Origin of the sequence: Amycolatopsis saalfeldensis (assembly GCF_900110575.1) — a bacterium.
GTDB classification, from domain to species: Bacteria; Actinomycetota; Actinomycetes; order Mycobacteriales; family Pseudonocardiaceae; genus Amycolatopsis; species Amycolatopsis saalfeldensis.
Genome location: NZ_FOEF01000001.1, coordinates 504,829 through 526,388, shown reverse-complemented (window position 1 = coordinate 526,388; position 21,560 = coordinate 504,829). Strand labels below are relative to the sequence as shown.

Below are 21,560 nucleotides of genomic sequence, written 5' to 3'. Positions count from 1 at the left end.
CCGCGTCCTACTCAGGTCAGACATCGAAGATCGGACTCCGGCCAGACTCGGCCGGGTGTCCCCGCGCGGGACCGTGTGCCGATGACGACATTGCTTGAGCCCGAGACCCCACCGAGGCGCCCCGCGGCCGATCTCCGGGCGATCGCCGTTTTCGCCGTGGCCGTGGTGCTGGGCGGAGTGGGCGGCTTCGCACTCACCGAACTGCTCGGAGTCGGTCAGCTGCGCTGGGGCGAAACCGAGCTTTCGGCCATCGCTTCGACGGTCGGTTCGCTGGTGGTGGGGCTTGTCGCCGGCCGGCTGCTGCTGGGTGCCGGTGCGGCCATGACAGTGCGCGCACCGGGCCCGGTCACCGGCTGGCCGGGATCCCGTTTCGGTGCGGCCTCGCTCATCCTGGCGCCCTCGCTGTTGCTGGCCGGGGAGGTGGTCCGAGCGGGATACGACTTCTTCTTCCCCGCGCAGCTGGCTGCCATGGCCGGCGCGCCGGGAACCATCCTCACCTCGTACGGCCTCTACACCGCCGGCCTGGTGCTGATGATTCCCGCTTTCCTTGCCCTGACCGGATTGATCGGCCGGGAACGGCCCGGGTGGGCCTTCTGGGGAGCGACCATCGCGATCGTGGGCAGCACGGTGCGCATCTTCCAGGACGGCATCAGCTTCCTGGCCCTGCAATTGGTGCCCGCGCAAGGGCTGGAGACCGCGACGAGGGCGGTGGGCGGCACCTACCAGGCCTGGTACGTACTGCAGACCCTCGACGGCAGCGACAACCTCGCGTGGGCGGTGCTCGCGATCGGCGCGTACCGGGCGAGGGTGCTCGGCTGGGTGCCCGCGCTCGGCGTGTCGTTCATGCTGACCCACTACAGCGGAGTGCTGAAGGGCGCCGACTTCAGCACCCTCACCGGTGCGGTGCTCCTCGCCGCCGTGTTCGTCCCGCTCGGCGTCAGCCTGTGGCGGCGCGCCGAACCCGTGTCCCGCAAGGCGTGGTGGGGCGGCGTCGCTTCGGTGGTGCTGCTGGCCGCGCAGTACCTGTTCACCGCACTGAACGGATTCCACAGCTGGGGATGACGCGTCCGGAATGACTGCTCCGTTCGGCTCAGTCCGCTAAGTCGGGTCGATCACGAAGCACGAAGATTGTCGGTGCTGCCCGGTACCGTGCGTTTTGGTAGTCGAAGCGCCGAGCAGCTGCGGAAACGCCGGGATGAGCGGCACGACCAGCGTTTGCATGAACGACGCGACCAGCTCGCACGACGCCACGGCGGACGCGTCGTGGGTCGTCACCGTCACGCTGCTCGCGGCGGCGGTGATCACGCCGGTGAGCGGCCGGCTCGGCGACCTCTACGGCAAGCGGCGGGTGCTGCTGGCGAGCCTCGCCGTGCTGGTGGCCGGCTCGGTGCTCTCGGCGCTGACCAGCTCGCTCGCGCTGATGGTGGCCGGCCGCGGGCTCCAGGGCTGCGCGATGGGCGTGATTCCCTTGGGTATCAGCATCATGCGGGACGAGCTGCCGGCCGCCCGCGTCAGCGGCGCGATCTCCCTGATGAGCGCGACGCTCGGGGTCGGCGGCGCGATCGGCCTGCCGCTGGCGGCGGTGGTCGCGCAGAACACCGACTGGCACGTGCTGTTCTGGGGCTCCGCCGCGCTCGGGCTGGCGTGCGCGCTGCTGATCCTGCGGTACGTGCCGGAGTCGCCGGTGCGCACGCCCGCGCCGTTCGACTACCTGGGCGCGCTCGGCCTCGTGGCCGGGCTGACCTGTCTGCTGCTCCCGATCGTCAAGGGCGCCACGTGGAGCTGGGGCAGCCCGCGCACGCTCGGATTCGCCGCCGCGGCCGGTGCTGTTCACCAACCTGGCGTCGATCATGGTCGGTTTTGCCATTTACGCGATGGCTTTGTCGTTCCCGCAGCTGCTGCAGGCGCCGTCGTCCACCGGCTACGGCCTCGGCCGCACGATGGTCGAGGCCGGTCTGTGCCTGGCGCCGAACGGGCTGGTGATGATGCTGCTGTCCCCGGTCTCGGCGCGGCTGACCAACCGTTACGGCGCGCGAACCACGCTGATGACCGGTGCCGTGGTGATCGCGCTGGGCTACGTTTTCGCGATCCTGCTGATGGACAACGCGCTGGAGATGATGCGCTCGGTCGGCACGTCCACCTCCAGCGCGGTGATGGCCACCATGCTCGCCCAGCTGACCATCACCGCCGGCGGCCTGACTTGGCCGTCCCTCACGGGTTTCCGGGCGACGTTCGCGGTCGCGGCGGTGGGGCTGGGCTTCACTGCCCTCGTCCCACGCGCCCGCGCCGCCACCGCTCGTGAACCCGTTGCGGCCTAAGGACTCGTGCGGCTCAGATCAGCGAAGGCACCGCGGCGTCGATCAGGTGCGGCCCGGGCTCGGCCAGCGCGCGGGCGAACTGCTCGGCCAGCTCGTCCGCCGTGGTCGCCCGGGTGGCCGGGACGCCGAGGCCCTCCGCGATCTTCGCGAAGTCCATGTCCGGACGGCTCAGGTCGAGCAGGTCGTTGGCCTTCGGGCCGTCCGGCGCGGCGCCGACGCGCTGCAGCTCGATCCGCAGGATCGCGTACGCGTGGTTGTTCAGGATCACCGTGGTGACGTTCAGGTTCTCCCGCGCCTGCGTCCACAGCGCCGAAATCGTGTACAGCGCGCTGCCGTCGGACTGGAGGTTCACCACCGGGCGGTCCGGGGCGGCGACCGCGGCGCCCGTCGCCACCGGGATGCCGTAGCCGATCGCGCCGCCGGTCAGGGTGAGCACGTCGTGGCGCGGGGCGCCGGCCGTCGCGGCCGGGATGAGCAGGCCGGACGTGTTGGCCTCGTCCGCGATGATCGCGCGCTCGGGCAGCAGCGCGCCGATCACGTCGGCCCAGTTCTGCGCCGTCAGCGGGCCGCTCGGCAGCGCCGGGCGCGAAGCCTCCTGCAGCACCGGCGCGGTGTCCGGGGCGACGAGGGCGGCGACGTCGTTCAGCGCGCCCGTCGCGTCCTGGCCCACCTCGGCGAGCACGTGCACCTGCGCGCCTTCCGGCACCAGGTCGCTCGGCTTGCTGGGGTAGGCGAAAAACGACACCGGCGGCTTGGTTCCGGCCACGATCACGTGCTTCACGCCGTCGAGCTGGTAGGCCACCTGCTCGGCCAGGTAGCCGAGCCGGTCGATCGAGGGCAGGCCGGCGCCGCGCTCCAGCCGCGCGGGGAACGTCTCCGCGAACGCCTTCACGCCCGTCACCGCCGCGATCCGGCTGGTGGCCAGCAATCCCGGCTCACGGCAGGCGGCGCCGCCGATGAGCAGCGCCACGGACTCGCCGCTGCGCAGCACTTCGGCGATCTTCTTGACCGTCGTCGCGTCGACGGATTGTGGCGCGCGCGGCGGAATCGGCGTACACGTCTCGCCGCCTTCGCCCCACGAAGCGTCCGCGGGCAGGATCAGCGTCGCGATCCGGCCGGGCGCGTCCTGCGCCGCCGCGACCGCCGCCGCCGCGTCCGCGCCGACGTCCTTGGTGTGCTCGGACCGCCGGACCCAGCCCTCCAGCGAGCTCGCGATCGCATCGATGTCCGACTCCAGCGGCGCGTCGTACTTCTTGTGGTACGTCGCATGATCGCCGACGATGTTGACGATCGGCGTGTGTGCGCGCCGCGCGTTGTGCAGGTTCGCCAGCCCGTTGCCCAGGCCCGGCCCGAGGTGCAGCAGCGTCGCGGCCGGCCTGCCCGCCATCCGCGCGTAGCCGTCCGCCGCGCCGGTCACGGCTCCTTCGAACAACCCGAGCACACCGCGCATCTCCGGCACGGAGTCGAGCGCCGCGACGAAGTGCATCTCCGACGTGCCGGGGTTCGAGAAACACACCTCCACCCCGGCGTCGACGAGCGTGCGGATCAGGGACTGGGCGCCGTTCATGGTGCTCGCTTTCTGGTCGGAGACCGGGTGCTCAGCCGAAGAGGACACCGGGGTTGAGGATGCCGGCGGGGTCGAAGCCGGACTTGATCCGGCGCAGCAGCTCGACTTTCGCCGGGTCCTCGAGTTTCAGGTAGTACTTGGCCTTGGTCCGGCCGAGGCCGTGCTCGCCGGAGATGGCGCCGCCCAGCTCCATGGCGTAGGCGAAGACGCCGGTCAGCAGGTTCGTCCGGGCTTCCGGGTCCTTGCAGAAGACCGCGAGGTGGACGTTGCCGTCGCCGGCGTGCCCGCAGCCGATCACGCCGCCGCCGGCCGCGAGCGCGAGTTCCCGGGCCTTGGCCAGGAAAACCGGCATCGCCGACCGTGGCACCACCACGTCGACCACGTCGTCGGCACCCGCCGCCTTGGCTGACCAGAACGCTTTCTCCCGCGCCTCGACCAGCTTGCGCGCCGAGCCGCCTTCGAGGACGTAGACCTCGAGCGCGCCCAGCTCGTCCAGCAGCCCGCCGAGCGTCTCGACGTCCTCGCCCAGCCGTCCGGTGTCGCTGTTTTCCAGCGCCACCAAGAGATAAGCCTGGGAACGCTCGCGGATCGCGTCCGGCACGCCCAGCTCGAGCTTCTCGTTGTAGACCATCGCGGCCATCGTCATGTTGTCGATGTACTCGAGGATGTGCGGCGCCAGCCCGCTCGCCACGATCTTCGGCACCACGGCCATCACCTGGTCGAGGTCGTCGAACGGGGCGAGCACCGTGGCGCCGTGCGGCAGCCGCGGGTGCAGCTTCACGATCACCTCGGTGGCGAGCGCCAGCGTGCCCTCGGAGCCGACGATCAGCTGCGTGAGGTCGTAACCGGTGGACACCTTCGACGTGCGCCCGCCGGTGCGGATGATCTCGCCCGTCGGCAGCACGGCCTGCAGGCCCAGCACATTGTTGCGCGTGACGCCGTACTTCACCGCGCGCATGCCGCCCGCGTTGGTGCCGACGGTGCCGCCGATGGTCGCGCTCAGCTCACCGGGGTAAACGGGATACGTGAGGCCCGCGGCGGCGGCCCGCTCGTCCAGCTCCGCCAGCGTGACGCCGGGCTGTACGACGGCGACGTGGTTCTCGACGTCGATCTCCAGCACCGCGTTCATCCGCTCGAACGAGATGACCAGGCCGTCGGCCAACGGGCGCGCGGCGGCCGACAGACCACTGCCGGACCCGCGCGCGGTGACGGGCACGCTCGCCGTCGAAGCGGCCTTCAGCAGCTCCGCGACTTCTTCGGCCGAAGCGGGCTTCGCGACGTACGCGGGCTTCTGCGGCGGAGAGCTGAGAGCTTCGTCGTGCGCGTAGTCGTCGGAGATGGCCTCGCCCGTGAGCAGGTTCGCCTCCCCGACGATCGCGGCCAGCTGTGCCGTCACGTCGCCCATCGGCAGCCTCTTCCTCACGCGCCTTCGCCTGTGCCCGAAGCGTAGTACGTCGTGTGGTGAGCTGGCCATGAAACCTGTTCACGTTTGCCCGGGGTGACCGCCGGTGAGCGTCACGGCGGCCCGCGGAAACGTGGCTGAAACAATTCCCAGAAATGCACAAAGGCCACCCTTGAATCGGGTGGTGTGGAAATTACGAAATGAAGGCCGAGAGACCGGCCCGCGCCAACAGGCCGGCCTCTCGGTTAATCCTGCTCAGGAGATCAGACAAGCCAGCCGAGCACGTGCGCCAGGTGGGCCAGCACACCCGTGATCAGGTCGTGGCAGTGGTGCGCGTGCTGGGTGAAAAGCTGCATTGAGGGGCTCCTTGTTCGGATTTTCGTGTTCAGTTGTGCCCTCGCGAGGAACGATTGAAGATTTTCACCACGCTGGCCCGTTGTCAAAAAGCCTTTGCCCGTACCGGTGGATGCCGAGAATCTTCCCACCGTAAACGCGTAAGGCTTTCGTGTTCTCCGGCGGGGGTGACTTGACTCGGCTGCGGCCACAGTGCGTAGCGAAACGCCCGATGATCACTCTGGGTAGCAGAAGTCGGCTAGGGCAAGTGGGCGGGGCGCTGACACGAACCGGTGAGAGGCCTGCCACGAATGGTGAGTCCGTCAGGTTCACACGGCCGGGTGATCAGCAAGCTGGACTGACGCGATTTTCCCGTGCTGCCACCGATTTCCTGGTCTCGTCGCATGATCACCGACGGTCATCCGGCCTTCACTGAACAGTGTGGACGGACCACCCTCGACGGGGTCTCGGCCCGAACGAGTGGCCAGGTTCGTGAAGGGCTCCTCACCCGCGAGACGCAGGCAAGGAGCCCTTCACGGCAGAACGAGTCAGTCGACGCGGGCGAACGACAGCGTCTCGCCTTCGACACCGCGCAGCCACAGGTCTTGCGCGGCCGCCGCCATCTCGGCCAGGCCCTCCTCGATGGTGGCGAACACGTTGCCGGGCACCCAGCCGGCGTCGCCGTTGATGAGGAGGTTGTTGCGGCCGTAGAAGATCGCGAGGTCGGTGGCGCCCTGGTCGCTGTGGGCCTCGCTGCCGTCGTCGTAGCCGTACGCGGGATTGCCGATCTCCCACGCTTCGAATCCGAAGTAGACGACGTCGCCGGGGATCGGGGTGATCGTCGGGTTTTCCCGGCCCGGCTTGGGCTCCGCGAAGGGCGGCACGAGGGTGTAGACCTCGTTGCGCGCGTACTTCGCGTGGTAGGCCGAGCCGCTCTGCGGCAGCGCGTCCCACACGGCCTTGCAGGTCCGCGGCGCCTCGGCGTCGAGCAGCCGCGCGCGGCAGGTGACGCCGCGCTTGTCCAGCGTGATGGTGATGTAGCGGGCCATGGCTCAGCTCCCCGTGACCGAAGCGACCACGTCGCCCCAGATGCGCAGGGCGTCGTCGACCTGCTCGGCGGTGACGACCAGCGGCGGCACCATGCGGACCACGTTCGAGTAAGCGCCGCAGCTCAGCAGCAGCAAGCCGCTCTTCGCCGCGGCCTGCTGGGCGGCGGCGGCCGTGGCCGGGTCCGGCTCGCCGCCGGCAGTGGTGAACTCGCTGCCGACCAGCAGGCCGAGGCCGCGCACGTCGCCGATCGCCGGCGTCTTGTCCGCGATCAGCCGCGCGCCCTCCAGCAGTTGGCGGCCGCGCTCGGCGGCGTTCTCGACCAGGCCCTCGTCCTGGATCACCGCCAGCGTTGCGATCGCGGCGGCGCACGAGACCGCGTTGCCGCCGTACGTGCCGCCCTGCGAGCCGGGCAGCGCCTTCTCCATCAGCTCCCGCGAGGCCGCGATGCCGGACAGCGGGAAGCCGCTGGCCAGGCCCTTCGCGATGAGCACGACGTCGGGGGAGACGTCGAAGTGGTCGTGGCCCCAGAACTTCCCGGTGCGGCCGAAACCGGTCTGGACCTCGTCCATCACCAGCAGGATCCCGTGGCGGTCGGCGCGCTCGCGCAGACCGGCGAAGAACTCGGTGTTGCCGGGCACGTAACCGCCCTCGCCGAGCACCGGCTCGATGAAGAACGCGGCCGTCTCGTTCGGCCCGGAGACCGTCTGGAACAGGTAGTCCAGCTCGCGCAGCGCGAACTTCGTCGCGGTCTCCTGATCCCAGCCGTAGTGGTAGGCGTACGGGAACGGGGCCACGTGCACCCCGGCCATCAGCGGCGAGATGCCGGCGCTGAACCGGGTGCCGGAGGTGGTCATCGACGCGGCGGCCACGGTGCGGCCGTGGAAGCCGCCCTGGAACACGATCACGTTGGGCCGCTTGGTGGCCTGACGGGCCAGGCGCAGCGCGGCCTCCACGGCCTCGCTGCCGGAGTTGGCGAAGAACAGCGAATCCAGTCCGGCGGGCAGCACGTCGCCGAGCCGCTCGGTGAGTTCGAGCAGCGGCTTGTGCATCACGGTCGTGTACTGGCCGTGCACGAGCTTGCCGATCTGCTCCCGGGCCGCTTCGACGACGCGCGGGTGACAGTGGCCGGTACTGGTCACGCCGATCCCCGCGGTGAAGTCGAGGTGACGTTTCCCGTCGACGTCGTAGAGGTACACCCCTTCGCCGTGGTCGACCACGACGGGCGTTGCCTGCTTGAGCAGCGGGGAAAGCTGGGCCATGCGGCGGCGCTCCTAAGCTGGGTTCGAACGGTTGTCGATTGTTGACAATATCCATAGCATGGCTTCGGGACAACCACGACAGGGAGTTGGCTGCATGAGCGCGATCAGTGAGGCAGGCGTCGTCGGCGCGGTCGACAAGGAGCTTTTCATCGGCGGCAAGTGGGTGCCCGCGACGGGCGGCCGGACGTTCGACGTCCAGGACCCCTCGACCGGGACCGTGCTGTGCCAGGTCGCGGACGCCACGCCGGAAGACGGCCTCGCCGCGCTGGACGCGGCCGTCGAGGCGCAGGCGGGCTGGGCCGCCGTCGCGCCCCGCGAGCGCGGCGAGATCCTGCGCCGGGCCTACGAAAAGCTGATCGAGCGCCGTGACCAGCTCGCGCTGCTCATGACGCTGGAGATGGGCAAGCCACTCGCCGAAGCCGCGGGTGAGATCACCTACGCCGCGGAGTTCTTCCGCTGGTTCGCCGAGGAGGCCGTGCGCGTCGACGGCGGTTACGCGGTCGCCCCGAACGGCGTCGGCCGCTTCCTGGTCACCCGCCAGCCGGTGGGCCCCGCGCTGCTGATCACGCCGTGGAACTTCCCGATGGCGATGGGCACCCGCAAGATCGGCCCGGCCGTCGCCGCCGGCTCCACGATGGTGATCAAGCCGGCCGCGCAGACACCGCTGTCGATGCTCGCGCTCGCCGCGATCCTGGCCGAGGCGGGGCTGCCCGACGGCGTGCTGAACATCGTCACGACCACCGACGCGGGCGGGGTGATGGAGCCGTTGATCCGCGACGGGCGGGCGCGCAAGCTGTCGTTCACCGGCTCGACCGCGGTCGGCCGCAAGTTGCTGGAGCAGTGCGCGGAGAAGGTGCTGCGCACGTCGATGGAGCTGGGCGGCAACGCCCCGTTCCTGGTGTTCGAGGACGCGGACCTGGACGCCGCCGTCGAGGGCGCGATGCAGGCGAAGATGCGCAACATCGGCGAGGCCTGCACTGCGGCGAACCGGTTCTACGTGCAGCGTGGCGTCGTCGAGGAGTTCTCACGGCGGCTCACCGAACGGATGCAGGCGCTGCCGATGGGCCGCGGCACCGAGGACGGCGTGGTCGTCGGCCCGCTGATCGACGAGGCCGCGGTGAAGAAGGTCACCGAGCTGGTCAAGGACGCCACCGAGCGCGGCGCGCGCGTGCTGACCGGCGGCGCGGCCATCGACGGCCCGGGCCACTTCTACCCGGCGACGGTGCTCACCGACGTGCCGGCCGAAGCGCGGCTGGCGGCCGAGGAGATCTTCGGGCCGGTCGCGCCGATCACCCCGTTCGACACCGAGGACGAGGCGGTCGCGAAGGCCAACAACACCGAGTACGGCCTGGTTTCCTACCTCTACACCAGCGACGTGAAGCGCGCGCTGCGCGTCTCGGAGCGGCTGGAGGCCGGCATGATCGGCCTGAACCAGGGCGTCGTTTCGAACCCGGCGGCGCCGTTCGGCGGCATCAAGCAGTCCGGGCTCGGCCGCGAGGGCGGCACGGTCGGCATCGACGAGTTCCTGGAGACCAAGTACATCGCGGTGAGCCTGTGAACGACTACCGGATCGCCAGCATCCCGGGCGACGGGATCGGCGTCGACGTCACGGTCGAGGCCCGCAAGGTGCTCGACGCGGCGGCCGCGAAACACGGTTTCTCCTTGGCGTGGAACGAATTCGACTGGAGCTGCGAGCGCTACACCAAGGCCGGCGCGATGATGCCGGACGACGGGGTGGACCAGCTGGCGGCCTTCGACGGGATCTTCCTCGGCGCCGTCGGCTTCCCCGGTGTGCCGGACCACGTTTCCCTGTGGGGCCTGCTGATCCCGCTGCGCCGGGCGTTCCAGCAGTACGTGAACCTGCGGCCGGTGCGGCTGCTGCCGGGCACCACCTCGGTGCTCGCGGGGCGCTCCGCCGAGGAACTGGAAATGGTGATCGTCCGGGAGAACTCCGAGGGTGAGTACTCGGCCATCGGCGGGCGGCACAACACCGGCCGCCCCGACGAGTTCGTGCTGCAGGAATCGGTGTTCACGCGGGTGGGTGTGGAGCGGATCATCCGCTACGCGTTCGAGCTGGCGCGCACCCGGTCCGGGCGCGTCACTTCGGCGACGAAGTCCAACGGGCTGATCCACTCGATGCCGTTCTGGGACGAGATCTTCGCCGAGGTCGCCGCCGGATACCCGGACGTGCGCGCCGAACAGTGCCATGTGGACGCACTGGCCGCGCGGATGGTCCAGGCGCCGGAGCGGCTCGACGTGGTCGTCGGGTCCAACCTGTTCGGCGACATCCTGAGCGACCTCGCGGCCGCCGTGACGGGCGGCCTGGGCATGGCACCGTCCGGAAACATCAACCCATCAGGTGAATACCCGTCGATGTTCGAGGCGGTCCACGGGAGTGCCCCGGACATCGCCGGCCAGGGCATCGCCAACCCGGTGGCGCAGATCCTGGCGGGCGCGATGATGCTCGAACACCTGGGCGAAACCGTTGCCGCACAAGCAATCCGCACGGCCGTTGACGAGGTCCTCACGGCCGGCACCGAGCTCACCCCCGACCTCGGCGGCACCGCTACCACAACCCGCCTCGGCACGGCGGTGACCAAAGCCCTCCACTGATTTTCTGTCGGTACCCCGCGCTTCAATTCCCTCGTCCCGGCGGAACCCCACCGGGACGAGGGGGAGGAGAGCTCGGATGTGCTGGTTCTGCGAAAACGGTGTACCGGACGGCGTTCTGGCAGAGGGCGTTCCGCTGGAAAGCCTTGCCCGGGAAAGAGCCCGGCCCGGATCCGGCCGGGCCGCGGCGGAGTACCTGAGCGGAATCCTCGGCCGGGTCGATGAGCTCGGCTGGGTCGTCCAGACCGTGCTCCCGCAGGATTCGCGGCCCGCTTGGGCCTATACCGCCGGTCTGACCGGGCGCGGGCTGCCCGAACTCGTGGTCACCGGCCTGGATCCGGCGCTCTCGGTGATGGTGCTGAACGCCGTTGCCGCGGAGTCGTTGTCGGCCGGTCCACCGGGGCCGGGAGACGTGCTCGCCCTGCGCGGCGGGCCGCCGATGGAGGTCGTGGCGCTGGCAGAGCCTTCGGTGCACCTCTCGCTCGCGATCACCTTGTACGGCCCCGATGTACGGGCTCTCCAGCTCGTCTACGCGGACGAGTCCGGCGCCTTTCCGTGGTCACCGTCCTATCGGGACGGACGCGGGGGCCAGCCGGTGCTGGGGGTGCGCGACAATGGGTGAGCACCTGCTGCCGTGGCCGCGCCGAACCCGGGCCGAAGCGGTCGTCCTGGCGCAGTTCTTGCGGCGGTGGCTAGGGAACCGCCGGCGCCGCGCCCTGCTTCAGGCTCGTGCCGGGCGCCAGGCGCTGCACCGCGTCCTCCATGTGGGCCTCGAGCAGGTGCAGCGCGGTCTCGTCGTCGCCGGCCCGCAGCGCGTCGATGATGCGGGTGTGCTCGTCCACGCGCTCCTCCACCCGCTGGTAGGTGTTCTGCAGCAGGCTCAGGCACATGCGCGTCTCGATGAGCAGGGTGCGGGCCATGCGCACCAGTCGCTTGCTGCCGGAGGCGTTGATCAGCGCCTCGTGGAACCGGAGGTCCGCTGTGGACAGTGCGGCGGGATCGTCGTCGTCCGCGGCGGCGGCCATGTCCGCCACGGTCTGCTCCAGGATGGCCGCCACCGCGTCGCGGTCGCCGCGGAGCGCGCGCAGGAGAGCGGCCCGCTCGACGGCCGAGCGGGCGAGGTAGATGTCGTAGACGTCGCCCGGTTCGAGGTCGATCACGAAGAGCCCGCGGTGGCGTTCGCTGCGCAGCAGACCTTCCGAGACGAGGTGCTGCATCGCCTCCCGCAGCGGGCCGCGCGAAACCTGGAAGCGGGCGGCCAGGTCGGTCTCGCCGAGCTGGGTGCCGGGCGGCAGCGCACCGGTCATGATCGCGTCGCGCAGCTGCCGCGCGATCACCGCGGCCGTCGACTCGCGGCTGACCGGCTCGATGTCGGGCAGGGTGACCATGGCTCAGCCCCTCACCCGGAACAGCCGGCCCATCGAACGAACCAGCCTCGTGGTGCCGGTGAGCCGCAGGCCCTCCCACACGGTCACCTGGTTCGCGGTCAGCACCGGCTTGCCGAGGGCGGCCTCGATGGCGTTGATCTCGGCCAGCGTGCGCATCGCGGTGTCCGGCACCAGCACGGCGTCGGCCTCGGCGTGGTCGTGCTGCACGGCCAGGCGCACCACGGCGTCGGGCGCGAGCCGGCCCACCTCGGCGGCGGTGGTGATGTCCGCGCTCGCCATCGCCACCACCTCGATGCCGCCCGCGGCGAGGAACTCCACGAACAGCTGCGCCACGTCGTCGGGATAGCTGGCGGCCACGGCCACCCGCTTCACCTCCAGCGCCTGCGCGGCGTGCACAAACGCGAAGGAGGTGCTCGAAGCCGGCACCCCGGCCACCCGGGCCAGCCCGTCGGCCTGGCCACGCGCCCCGTCCCAGCCGTAGACGAAGCTGCCGGAAGTGCAGGCCCAGATCACCGCGTCGGGCTCGTGCTTGGCCAGCAGCGCGGCGCCGTCGGCCAGCCGGGCCTCGCTGCCGAGGTCGAGCAGCTCCGGCACGGCGTGCAGATCGGTGCCGTAGATGTGCTCCACCGGCAGCCGGATGTCGCCCTGCTCGCTGTCGGCGCCGCCGAGCAGCTGCTGCGCGAGCAGGTAGTCGTCCTCGGCCGCGTGGTCGGGGTAGATGAAGCCGATGGTGGTCACGAAACCTCCGGGATACGCAGATTGTCGACAATGTTAACCGGCTGCCTCAGGACACCTCGCGCAGCCACCGGCCGGGGCCCACGATGGGCAGGCCCATCCGGCGCAGGCAGGCCCACATGGTCAGCTGGTTCGCGGTCAGCACCGGTTTGCCGAGCGCCGCCTCGAGCGGCTCGATCAGGTCGAACGTCGGCAGATTGGTGCAGCTGACGAAGATCGCCTCGGCGTCGCTGTGGTCGGCGGCCAGTATCCGCTCGGCGATGGTGCGGTAGCTGACCTTCCAGATGCCGCCGCCCAGGCCGAGGTGATCGCTCGACACGGTGTGCACGCCCAGCTCGCCGAGGAAGTCGTGCAGCTTCCCGGTGAGGTCGGCGTCGTACGGCGTCAGCACCGAAACCTTGTGCAGGTCGAGCTGCTGCAGCACCTCGGCGAGCGCGCCGGAGGTGGTCACGGCGTCGGGCGCGCCCGCGTCGCAGATCGCCTTGGTCAGGGAGCGTTCGTAGTCGATGCCGTTCACGAAGCTGCCGGAGCTGCAGAGGTAAGCGACCACCTCCGGCTCCACGTGCAGCACGTCCCGCGTCGCGGCGGCGAGGTGCCGGCTGTCGCTGACGAGCTGCGCCATCTCCATGCTCACCGGCACCGGTTCGTACGGCGTCCGGGCCAGATGAAGGGAGACATCCATGGGTACCCACCGCCAGAGCTCGCGCTCCAGCGCGAGGTCGAAGGGAGCGATGACGCCGATGCCTCGTTGCGCCAACGGGCCTTCAAACGCGAGGAAGTCCAGATCCAAGGTTCAGCCTCCGGAATCGCCGGTGCAGGTGACACGTCCGGTGCTCCGGGGGTCGTTCCTCGGATTGTTGACAATCATACGAGCCACTTTTACGGTGTCAATGTGATTGCCTCGGAAACCCCCGTCCTGGCGGTGCTCTGCGGGGCATCCCCACCACCGGACATGGCCGGTATCGAAGCGGCGGCGGTGGTTCGTTACACGGACGCGCGCGGGCTGGGCGAGGCGTTGGCCGGAGCCGATGCGCTGTTCGTGTACGACTTCCTCTCCACGGCCGTGCCCGGTGCCTGGCCTGCCGCGGACCGGCTGCGCTGGCTGCACATCGCCAGCGCGGGCGTGGACCCGGTGCTGTTCCCGGGCCTGCGGGCGAGCGACGTGGTGCTCACGAACTCGCGGGGCGTGTTCGACGACGCCATCGCGGAGTACGTGCTCGGTGTTGTGCTGTCGTTCGCGAAGGACTTCGCGCGGTCGCTCGACCTGCAGCGGGCGGGGAAGTGGGTGCACCGCGAGACCGAGCGGGTCGCCGGGCGCGAGGTGCTGGTCGTGGGCACCGGCCCCATCGGCCGCTCGATCGCCCGGCTGCTGCGCGCGGCCGGCCTGCGTGTGTCCGGCGCGGGGCGGCGGCCGCGGACCGGCGACCCGGACTTCGGCGAGGTCCACGACACCGCCGAGCTGGCCCGGCACCTGCCCGCCTACGACTACGTGGTGGCCGTCGCGCCGCTCACCGAGCAGACCAAGGGCTTGTTCGACGCGAGCGCGTTCGCGGCGATGAAGCCGGCCGCCCGGTTCGTGAACGTCGGGCGGGGCGAGCTGGTGGTGACGTCCGACCTGATCGATGCGCTGCGGGGCGGCGAGATCGCCGGCGCCGCGCTCGACGTGTTCGACACCGAGCCGCTGCCCGCCGACAGTCCACTCTGGACGATGCCGGACGTGCTGCTCTCGCCGCACATGTCGGGTGACTTCGTCGGCTGGCGGAACACACTGGTGGAGGTCTTCGCGGCGAACTTCCGCCGCTGGGTGGCCGGGGAGCCGCTGCAGAACGTCGTCGACAAACAGCTCGGGTACGTGCCGACCGAAACACAGGGAGCCACCGGATGACCGATCGGGAACTGACCGCGAGTGAGCTCGTCGCCGCGTATGCCACGGGGGAGCTGTCCCCGGTGGAGGCGACGCAGAACGCGTTGTCGGCCATCGAAGAACGTGATGGCGAGATCAACGCGTACTGCCTCGTGGACGCCGATCGCGCGCTGGAGCAGGCGAAGGCCGCGGAGATCCGGTGGCGCGACGGGAACCCGATCGGCTGGCTCGACGGTGTGCCCGCGTCGATCAAGGACATGTTCCTCACCCAGGGCTGGCCGACGCTGCGCGGGTCCACGAGCATCCCGAAGGACCAGCCCTGGGACGTCGACAGCCCGGTGATGGCGCGGATGCGCGAGGCGGGCCTGGTGGTGCTCGGCAAGACGACCACACCGGAGATCGCGTGGAAGGGCGTCACCGACAGCGCGCTGACCGGCATCACCCGCAACCCGGTGGACCCGTCGAAGACGGCGGGCGGTTCCAGCGGCGGCAGCGCGGCGGCCGTCGCGGCCGGCATGGGCGGGCTTTCCGTCGGCACGGACGGTGGCGGCTCGGTCCGGATTCCCGCGTCGTTCTGCGGCATCGTCGGCATGAAACCGACGCACGGCCGCATCCCGCTGTACCCGGCGAGCCCGTTCGGCCCGCTCTCGCACGCCGGCCCGATGGCCCGCAGCGTCGACGACACCGCACTGCTGCTCGACGTCATCGCGACGCCCGACCCCCGCGATCCGGCCGGGCTGGCGCCGCCGACCGGCACCTACCGCGAGGCGGTGCGGCGTGATGTGCGCGGGCTGATCGCCGCGTTCTCGCCGACGCTCGGCTACGTGGACGTCGACCCGGAGGTGGCCGCCATCGTCGCGGCCTCGGTCAAGGCGCTCAGCGACGCCGGTCTGCAGATCGAGGAAACGGATCCGGGCTTCGAAGACCCCAAGTCCGCCTTCGACGTGCTGTGGTCCACCGGTGCCGCGAAGATGCTCGACAGTTTCGGGCCGGGCACCCATGAACGTGTTGACCCCGGCCTGCGCAAGGTATGGGACTTCGGCAAGCAGTTCTCCGCGAGCGACTACCTCGGCGCCACCGCCGAGCGTGCCGCGCTCGGCATCCTGATGGGCGAGTTCCACACGCGTTACGACGTGCTGATCACCCCGACCACCCCGATCCCGGCGTTCGAGGCCGGCCACGAGGTGCCGCCGGGCAGCGGGCTGGGCGGGTGGCCGGAATGGACCCCTTTCACCTACCCGTTCAACATGACCCAGCAGCCGGCGATCAGCGTGCCGGCCGGCCGGACGGCGGCCGGTCTGCCGGTGGGCTTGCAGATCGTCGGCCCACGTCATTCGGACGACCTTGTGCTGGCGGTGGCGAAGCTGCTGGAGGAGGTCCAACCCTGGTCCCGGCACTGACGCACGTCCGGGTGAACTCCGCGGAAGGCGGCCGGAAACTGTGCCAATGTCTCGGCGTGCATTCCACCGGCTGGCGTTATGAACAGGCGATCCCCACCGTAGACATGACAGGTCGGCCCACCGAGGTCATCGTGGGCCTCATCGAGCAAGACGACCGTCTCTCGGCCGCCCTGCGCATCGACGGCGGCCCCACCGCCCTAGTCCCCCTGGAAACCGGCGGCGAGCTCCTCAAGGCCCTCCGCCAAACCCTCGAGAGCTGGTGGAAACTCGACGGCCACCGCGACACCGCCCCAGAACCCCGCACCGGCGGCCACTGACCACCCCACGGGAACTGGCCGCGCCCCCGGACACTGCGCAGGTTCGGGGGCAGCCGCGGCGGGGCGAGTGCGATCAGGGCCTCCACGAGCTGGGCGCCTTCCGGACCGGCGAGCCGATGCAACCGTTGCCGGCCGGATTCGGTGACGCGAACCAGGCCGGTATCGCACAGCCGGCGCAGGTGTGCGCTCGCCGTGGACGGGGAGGTGGCCGCGACCGTCGCCAGGCCGTGGACGGGGCGATGGCCCTGACAGTCGTCAGGCCGCGGGCGGTATGGGCGTGCCCGTCCATCAGCGCAGCAGCATCGCCGTCGGCGCCGGTTCGCTGATCGCCTGCGCGACCGTCGCGATGTCCGGTTCGGCCGTCATCGGGCGAAGATAACCTGCTAACAGTTCGCTGCGGGACGAAGTGTTGTTGTGGCAGGCTGCCGTCATGACGGAGTTCACGACGCCGATCGGCGACCGCTGGTTCGAGGACTACCCGCTCGGCGCGGTGTACGAGTTCGGCGAGGCCGTGGTGACCGAAGAGGAGATCCTCGAGTTCGCCGGGCGGTTCGACCCGCAGAGCTTCCACACCGATCCGGTCGCCGCGAAGAGCGGGCCTTTCGGCGGCCTGATCGCCAGCGGATGGCACACGGCGAGCCTGATGATGCGGATGTTCGCGGACCACTACCTGTCTTCGGTCGCCAGCCTCGGCAGCCCCGGGGCCGACGAGCTGCGCTGGGTGCGGCCCGTCCGGCCGGGGGACAAGCTGTGGATGCGCGCGACCGTCACGGAAACCCGGCTTTCGAAGTCGAAGCCGGACCGTGGCCTGGTCCGCACCAAGATGGAGGTCTTCGACGCCGACGGCGAGCTGAAGTTGAGCACCAGCGCGGTCAACTTCCTGCGAGTGCGCCCGAGCTGACCGGCTCCCGGCGCACCAGGCTGCGGATCTGCCGGCTGCACAGCGCGAGCAGAGTCGACACGACGATCAGCGCGCCGCAGGTCAGCAGCACGGGTTCCCGCCCGAAGGCCTCGACGAGCGGGCCCGCCGCGATCTGGCCGGCGGGCATCGCGATGATCGAGCCCACCATGTCGTAGGAGTACACACGGGCGAGCCGGTCCTCCGGCACGTTCTCCTGCAGCGAGACGTCCCACACCACGCTGAACTGCTCCATCGCCAGCCCCGCCAGCAGCATTGCCACCAGCAGGGGGACGAGCGCGGGCCACAGGCCGAGGGCCGTCACCGGCAACGCTTCCGCCGTCACCAGCACCACGCCGGCGAACAGCGCCCGGCGCGGCTGCCAGTGCGCGGCGATGAGCCCGCCGACGAGGGCGCCGGCCGTCGACATCGCGAGCGCCAGCCCCCAGCCGGAGCGGCCGAACGTCTCGTCCGCCACCACCGGCCCGATCACCACGAGAGTGCCGAGGCCGGCGGCGTTGACGAAGGCGAACTGCACCACGACGATCCACACCCACGAGCGCGAGCGGAACTCGTGCCAGCCGGCGATCAGGTCCGCGATCGGGTGACTGGCCTTGACCCGCTCGCCGCGGGGCAGCCGGATCCCGCGGTAGGCCGCCGCGGCCGCGAAGAACAACAGTGAGTTCACCGCCACCGCCCAGCCGGACCCCGCGGCCGCGACCACCACACCCGCCGCGCCCGCGCCCGCGATGCGGCCGGTGTTGGACAGCAGCCGCAGCAGCGCGTTCGCCTGGCTGAGCAGCGTGCGCGGCACGGTCTGCGACGTGATGGCCGCGGCGGCGGGCAGCGAGATCGCGGACACCGCGCCGTTGAGCAGGCTCAGCCCGACCAGCAGCGGGATCGACGCGAATCCACAAAGGACACTGACCGCGAGCAGGCCCTGCGTGACGCCCGCCGCGATCTCCGTGCCCTGCATGATCACCGACCGGGGCAGCCGGTCCGCGAGCACCCCGCCGAGTAGCAACAGCACCAGGTTCGCGATCGAGCGCGCGCCCACCACCAGGCCGAGGTCCGCCGCTGAACCAGTGAGGTCCAGTACCGCGAATGCGAGCGCGACAGGGGCCACGGAGTTGGCGAAGGTGGCGAGGGTGCGGCCGGTCACCAGAGCGCGGAAACCACGCTGCCGCAAGGGCTCCAGGAGGCTCATCGCATGCTCACCCGGCCGAGTATCCGATCATCGGGACAGGGGCGTCAATCGGGTATCCGATGGCCGGGATTCGCGGCCGGAGGGTGCTGCGACGACCGGGCGTCTGTGTTGTGCTGGAGGCATGCGTACGACGATCTTGGGCCGCAGCGGCCTTGAGGTTTCGAGGATCGCCTTCGGCACCTGGCAGCTCAGCGGGCAGTGGGGCGCCTTCGACGAGGAGACGGCGATCGCCGCCATCCGGCACGCGCGTTCGCTGGGCGTGACCCTCTTCGACACCGCGCAGGCCTACGGTTCCGGCCAGTCCGAGGCCCTGCTGGGCAAGGCCCTGCGCCACGAACTCGAGCACGACCGTGAAAGCGTGGTCATCGCGACGAAGGGCGGCACGAAGCCCCGCTCGGAACGTGCGCGGGACTCCCGTCGCGAATGGCTGACCAAGGGTGTGGACGACAGCCTGCGGCTGCTGGGCGTGGACTACATCGACCTCTACCAGATCCACTGGCCCGACTCGTTGACGCCGGCCGCCGAGGTCGCCGAAACGCTGCAGGGGTTCGTGGACGCGGGGAAGATCCGCCACGCCGGTGTCTCCAACTACAACGCCGCACAGCTCGCCGACTTCGACGAGACGCGCCCCGTGGAAACCCTGCAGCCGCCCTACCACCTCTTTCGCCGTGGCATCGAAACCGATCCGCTGCCCTACGCGCGCGAGCACAACATCGGCGTCCTCGCCTACAGCCCGCTGGCCAGCGGGCTGCTCAGCGGGACCATGACCACCAGCACGGTCTTCGAGGCGTCCGACTGGCGCTCCCGTTCCTCGGCGTTCCTGGGCGAGAATCTGCGCCACAACCTGGAGATCGTCGACAAGCTGGCCGCTTTCGCCGGGGAACGGGACCTCTCGGTGAGCCAGCTGGCCCTCGCCTGGACGCTCGCCCAGCCCGGCATCCACACCGCGATCGTCGGCGCCCGCAAACCGCACAACATCGAACAGAGCACCGCGGCCGCGGACGTCGACCTGACGTCCGAAGACCTGGCCGAGATCACGCGCATCGCCGCCGACGCGATCCAGGTTGGCGGCGCCAGCCCGGAAGGCATCGCCTGATCTTGTGCCGCGGCGGCGACGGACACTGTGCCGCGAGGAAACCGCCGTACCAGCCCTCGTCGAACGGGCCAGTCCGGCGCCGAGCAGGCAGGTCGCTTCCGCGCGTCGGCTGAAGGAGCCGTGCTTCACGCTGGTTTTCGCGGCCTCGTGGGCTTATTCGCCGGTTTTCCCGTGGCGGCGAGGGGCCGTTCACCTCACCCCGGAGGCCCCTTCCAGCTCCGCCAGCGCGGTGTCCAGGTGCGTCAGGATCCGCTGCAGGTGCGGCACACTCCGGCGGCATCCGGTGATCCCGAAGTCGAGGTTGTCGCCGTTGCTGGTCAGCGTGATGTTGAGGGCCTGCCCGTCGAGCAGCACCGACGCCGGGTAGATGCCGTCCAGGGTGGCGCCGTTCCAGTACATCTGCTTGCGCGGGCCGGGCACGTTGGAGATCACCAGGTTGAACGGCGGCCGGGTGTTGTTGACGACGCCGGGCAGGGGCGAGACGCCCAGCTGGGCGACGTTGACCCCGGACAGCAGCAACGTCTGCAGCGGGGTGAGCTCCGAGAACAGTTTCTTCCCGTTGCGCATGGACGTGTGCACCGCCGCCAGCCGCAGCGCCGGGTCGGTCAGGTCGGTGCCCAGGTTGCACAGCAGGGCGCCGATGTTGTTGCCCGAGGCCTCGCCGGCGTCGGCCTTCCGCCGCAGCGAAACCGGCACCATCGCGATCAGTGGCGCGTCCGGCAACGCGCTCTGCTCGATCAGGTAATCGCGCAGGGCGCCGGAGCACATGGCGAGCACCACGTCGTTGCGCGAAACGCCGGCCGCCGTCGCGATCGCCTTGACCCGGTCCAGCGACCAGGACTGCGCCGCGAACCGCCGGGCGCCGCCGATCGGCACGTTCAGCATCGTTTTCGGTGCCTGCATCGGCAGCGTCAGCGTGTGCTCGCGGAACGCCTCCCGCGCGACTTTCGCCGCTGCCGGCGCGATTCCGGCGACCTGGCCGAACGTCTTGCCCGCGGTCTCCAGGAACGACGACGGCGCCTTGCCGTTGTGCGTGCTCGTGGCCTGGCGGGTGCCCCACGGGGGCGGGCAGTCGAGGTCGTCCGGGTCGTCGGACAGGGTGCCCTGGAGGTGGCGCAGTGCGGAGACGCCGTCCATCAGCGCGTGGTGGACCTTGGTGTAGACGGCGAATCGCCCGTCCTGCAGGCCCTCGATGAGGTGGGTCTCCCACAGCGGCCGGTGCCGGTCGAGCAGGGTGCTGTGCCAGCGCGACGTGAGTTCCAGCAGCTCGCGGATGCGGCCCGGCTGGGGCAGCGCGGAGTGCCGGAAGTGGTAATCGAGTTCCAGCTCCGCGTCGGTGGACCACGAGACGTGCCCGAGGGTGTTCACCGGACGGCTCGGCCGCCGCCGGAAGACACTGCGCATGTTGTCCGAGTCGAGCATGCTGCGGCGCAGGTCGCGCAGGTAGTTGCCGTCCGCGCCTTCGGGTTTGCGGAAGAGCTGGAGGCCGCCGACGTGCATCGGGTGCTCGCGGGTCTCGACCAGGAGGAACATCGAGTCGGTCACAGGCATCAACGGCATTCGGCCCACCTTCCGCGCGCCAAGGCGCTTCGTCGCGCCCCGGAGCACGAAGTCTACGCACGATCTCCCGGTTGTTACCGGCCTCGCACCGGCGATTATGGCCCTCCCGGCCCCACACGAACCGCCCGGCGCCGCTCTTGTCCACAGCCACCCCGCGATGTGGACAACTCCCCTTGCCGGGTACTTACGAGGCCGGTTCCGTGGGCGGGCGACGGTACGCTGGGCATGGGACGCCCCCCGAGGAGGGCGGGGGTTTGTCCGGCAAGGGGAGTTGTCCGGCAAGGGCGTGTCGTTGCAGGCCGGGACGGCTCTTGTTGCTGGTCATGTGGTTGTCGAAGCCCATGATCTGTGAAAGGGCTGTGTCATCGTCTCGTATTCCTGCTGTGCTGGCCGATCTGGCTCTTGGCGATCGCGGCGTTGGCCGTGGCAGTGTGGTTGTTCACCGTGATCGGGGGGTGGGTCCGGGACGCTCCGCAGCGGGTGCTCGCGTCGCTCAGAGTGTGTCGCTGCCGCCGGACAGGGTGGTATCTGGCGCCGGATGAGGCCACCGTACGAC

Annotated in this window: 20 protein-coding genes and 1 pseudogene; 10 read left to right on the top strand and 11 right to left on the bottom strand. The window is 70.3% G+C overall.

The features are described 5' to 3' along the window. Positions 1-81: 81 nt before the first annotated feature. A complete protein-coding gene (locus BMY97_RS02420; RefSeq protein WP_143086102.1) occupies positions 82-1,062 on the top strand; it encodes a hypothetical protein in 981 nt (326 codons plus the stop codon). Positions 1,063-1,098: 36 nt separating this feature from the next. On the opposite strand, the gene BMY97_RS48125 is transcribed toward BMY97_RS02420, so the two are convergent. Next, positions 1,099-1,305 carry a hypothetical protein gene (locus BMY97_RS48125; RefSeq protein ID WP_245787148.1) on the bottom strand — a complete coding sequence of 69 codons (207 nt, stop codon included), beginning with the start codon at positions 1,303-1,305 and terminating at the stop codon, positions 1,099-1,101. Here BMY97_RS48125 and BMY97_RS02415 point away from each other — a divergent pair. Continuing rightward, positions 1,241-2,318 (top strand): annotated as a pseudogene (locus BMY97_RS02415) (MFS transporter); the annotation flags it as partial. The gene BMY97_RS48125 and the pseudogene BMY97_RS02415 overlap by 65 nt on opposite strands. Positions 2,319-2,331: 13 nt before the next feature. On the opposite strand, the gene BMY97_RS02410 reads toward BMY97_RS02415, so the two are convergent. The 4 genes from BMY97_RS02410 to BMY97_RS02395 all read right to left on the bottom strand — a co-directional run bounded on the left by BMY97_RS02410 (position 2,332) and on the right by BMY97_RS02395 (position 7,929). Further along, complete coding sequence (locus BMY97_RS02410) at positions 2,332-3,885, bottom strand: acetolactate synthase large subunit (RefSeq protein ID WP_091611754.1); 1,554 nt, start codon at positions 3,883-3,885, stop codon at positions 2,332-2,334. A gap of 31 nt (positions 3,886-3,916) precedes the next feature. Next, complete coding sequence (locus BMY97_RS02405; protein WP_091611750.1) at positions 3,917-5,290, bottom strand: FAD-binding oxidoreductase; 1,374 nt, start codon at positions 5,288-5,290, stop codon at positions 3,917-3,919. Positions 5,291-6,168: 878 nt separating this feature from the next. Continuing rightward, positions 6,169-6,669, bottom strand: a complete 501-nt coding sequence (locus tag BMY97_RS02400) for a DUF3830 family protein (RefSeq protein WP_091611747.1) — start codon at positions 6,667-6,669, stop codon at positions 6,169-6,171. Positions 6,670-6,672: 3 nt separating this feature from the next. Beyond that, on the bottom strand, positions 6,673-7,929 hold the full coding sequence (locus tag BMY97_RS02395; RefSeq protein WP_091611745.1) for an aspartate aminotransferase family protein: 1,257 nt from the start codon (positions 7,927-7,929) through the stop codon (positions 6,673-6,675). A 94-nt stretch (positions 7,930-8,023) separates the two neighbouring features. Between BMY97_RS02395 and BMY97_RS02390 the strand changes: the two genes are divergently transcribed. The 3 genes from BMY97_RS02390 (at position 8,024) to BMY97_RS02380 (ending at position 11,161) form a co-directional block, all read left to right on the top strand. Next, positions 8,024-9,487, top strand: a complete 1,464-nt coding sequence (locus tag BMY97_RS02390; protein WP_091611742.1) for an NAD-dependent succinate-semialdehyde dehydrogenase — start codon at positions 8,024-8,026, stop codon at positions 9,485-9,487. After that, positions 9,484-10,542, top strand: coding sequence for a tartrate dehydrogenase (locus BMY97_RS02385; protein WP_091611739.1), 1,059 nt, complete (start codon positions 9,484-9,486; stop codon positions 10,540-10,542). Before BMY97_RS02390 ends, BMY97_RS02385 begins: the two co-directional genes overlap by 4 nt. A 76-nt stretch (positions 10,543-10,618) precedes the next feature. Beyond that, positions 10,619-11,161 (top strand): DUF4262 domain-containing protein, encoded by a 543-nt coding sequence (locus tag BMY97_RS02380; protein ID WP_091611737.1) that lies wholly within the window; start codon positions 10,619-10,621, stop codon positions 11,159-11,161. Positions 11,162-11,231: 70 nt separating this feature from the next. Here the strand turns inward: BMY97_RS02380 and BMY97_RS02375 are convergent, their stop codons facing one another. The 3 genes from BMY97_RS02375 to BMY97_RS02365 are packed head-to-tail and all read right to left on the bottom strand — an operon-like array spanning position 11,232 to position 13,452. Beyond that, the gene (locus BMY97_RS02375; protein WP_091611735.1) at positions 11,232-11,927 is read right to left on the bottom strand and encodes a GntR family transcriptional regulator; all 696 of its coding nucleotides are present in this window, start codon (positions 11,925-11,927) and stop codon (positions 11,232-11,234) included. Positions 11,928-11,930: 3 nt separating this feature from the next. Beyond that, positions 11,931-12,665, bottom strand: coding sequence for a maleate cis-trans isomerase family protein (locus tag BMY97_RS02370; protein ID WP_091611732.1), 735 nt, complete (start codon positions 12,663-12,665; stop codon positions 11,931-11,933). 46 nt (positions 12,666-12,711) lie between these two features. Next, complete coding sequence (locus BMY97_RS02365; RefSeq protein WP_091611730.1) at positions 12,712-13,452, bottom strand: maleate cis-trans isomerase family protein; 741 nt, start codon at positions 13,450-13,452, stop codon at positions 12,712-12,714. A gap of 162 nt (positions 13,453-13,614) precedes the next feature. On the opposite strand from BMY97_RS02365, the gene BMY97_RS02360 reads away from it, so the two are divergent. From BMY97_RS02360 to BMY97_RS02350, 3 genes are read left to right on the top strand one after another with little or no spacing between them, the layout of a single operon-like run. Then, entirely contained in the window at positions 13,615-14,547 is a 933-nt protein-coding gene (locus BMY97_RS02360) for a D-2-hydroxyacid dehydrogenase (protein ID WP_425425214.1), read from the top strand. Continuing rightward, on the top strand, positions 14,544-15,926 hold the full coding sequence (locus BMY97_RS02355) for an amidase (RefSeq protein WP_091611726.1): 1,383 nt from the start codon (positions 14,544-14,546) through the stop codon (positions 15,924-15,926). Before BMY97_RS02360 ends, BMY97_RS02355 begins: the two co-directional genes overlap by 4 nt. Positions 15,927-15,982: 56 nt before the next feature. Continuing rightward, positions 15,983-16,243 (top strand): hypothetical protein, encoded by a 261-nt coding sequence (locus BMY97_RS02350; RefSeq protein WP_091611723.1) that lies wholly within the window; start codon positions 15,983-15,985, stop codon positions 16,241-16,243. A 288-nt stretch (positions 16,244-16,531) separates the two neighbouring features. On the opposite strand, the gene BMY97_RS46810 is transcribed toward BMY97_RS02350, so the two are convergent. Beyond that, positions 16,532-16,687: a hypothetical protein gene (locus BMY97_RS46810; RefSeq protein WP_177231134.1), complete on the bottom strand. Its 156-nt coding sequence runs from the start codon at positions 16,685-16,687 to the stop codon at positions 16,532-16,534. On the opposite strand from BMY97_RS46810, the gene BMY97_RS02345 reads away from it, so the two are divergent. Further along, entirely contained in the window at positions 16,674-17,144 is a 471-nt protein-coding gene (locus tag BMY97_RS02345) for a MaoC family dehydratase (RefSeq protein WP_091611721.1), read from the top strand. The genes BMY97_RS46810 and BMY97_RS02345 overlap by 14 nt on opposite strands. On the opposite strand, the gene BMY97_RS02340 is transcribed toward BMY97_RS02345, so the two are convergent. Continuing rightward, complete coding sequence (locus BMY97_RS02340; RefSeq protein WP_091611718.1) at positions 17,116-18,348, bottom strand: MFS transporter; 1,233 nt, start codon at positions 18,346-18,348, stop codon at positions 17,116-17,118. The genes BMY97_RS02345 and BMY97_RS02340 overlap by 29 nt on opposite strands. Positions 18,349-18,469: 121 nt before the next feature. Between BMY97_RS02340 and BMY97_RS02335 the strand changes: the two genes are divergently transcribed. Next, entirely contained in the window at positions 18,470-19,444 is a 975-nt protein-coding gene (locus tag BMY97_RS02335; protein WP_091611716.1) for an aldo/keto reductase, read from the top strand. 189 nt (positions 19,445-19,633) lie between these two features. On the opposite strand, the gene BMY97_RS02330 is transcribed toward BMY97_RS02335, so the two are convergent. Then, positions 19,634-21,004 (bottom strand): WS/DGAT/MGAT family O-acyltransferase, encoded by a 1,371-nt coding sequence (locus BMY97_RS02330; protein ID WP_091611713.1) that lies wholly within the window; start codon positions 21,002-21,004, stop codon positions 19,634-19,636. Between the last annotated feature and the right edge of the window lie 556 nt (positions 21,005-21,560).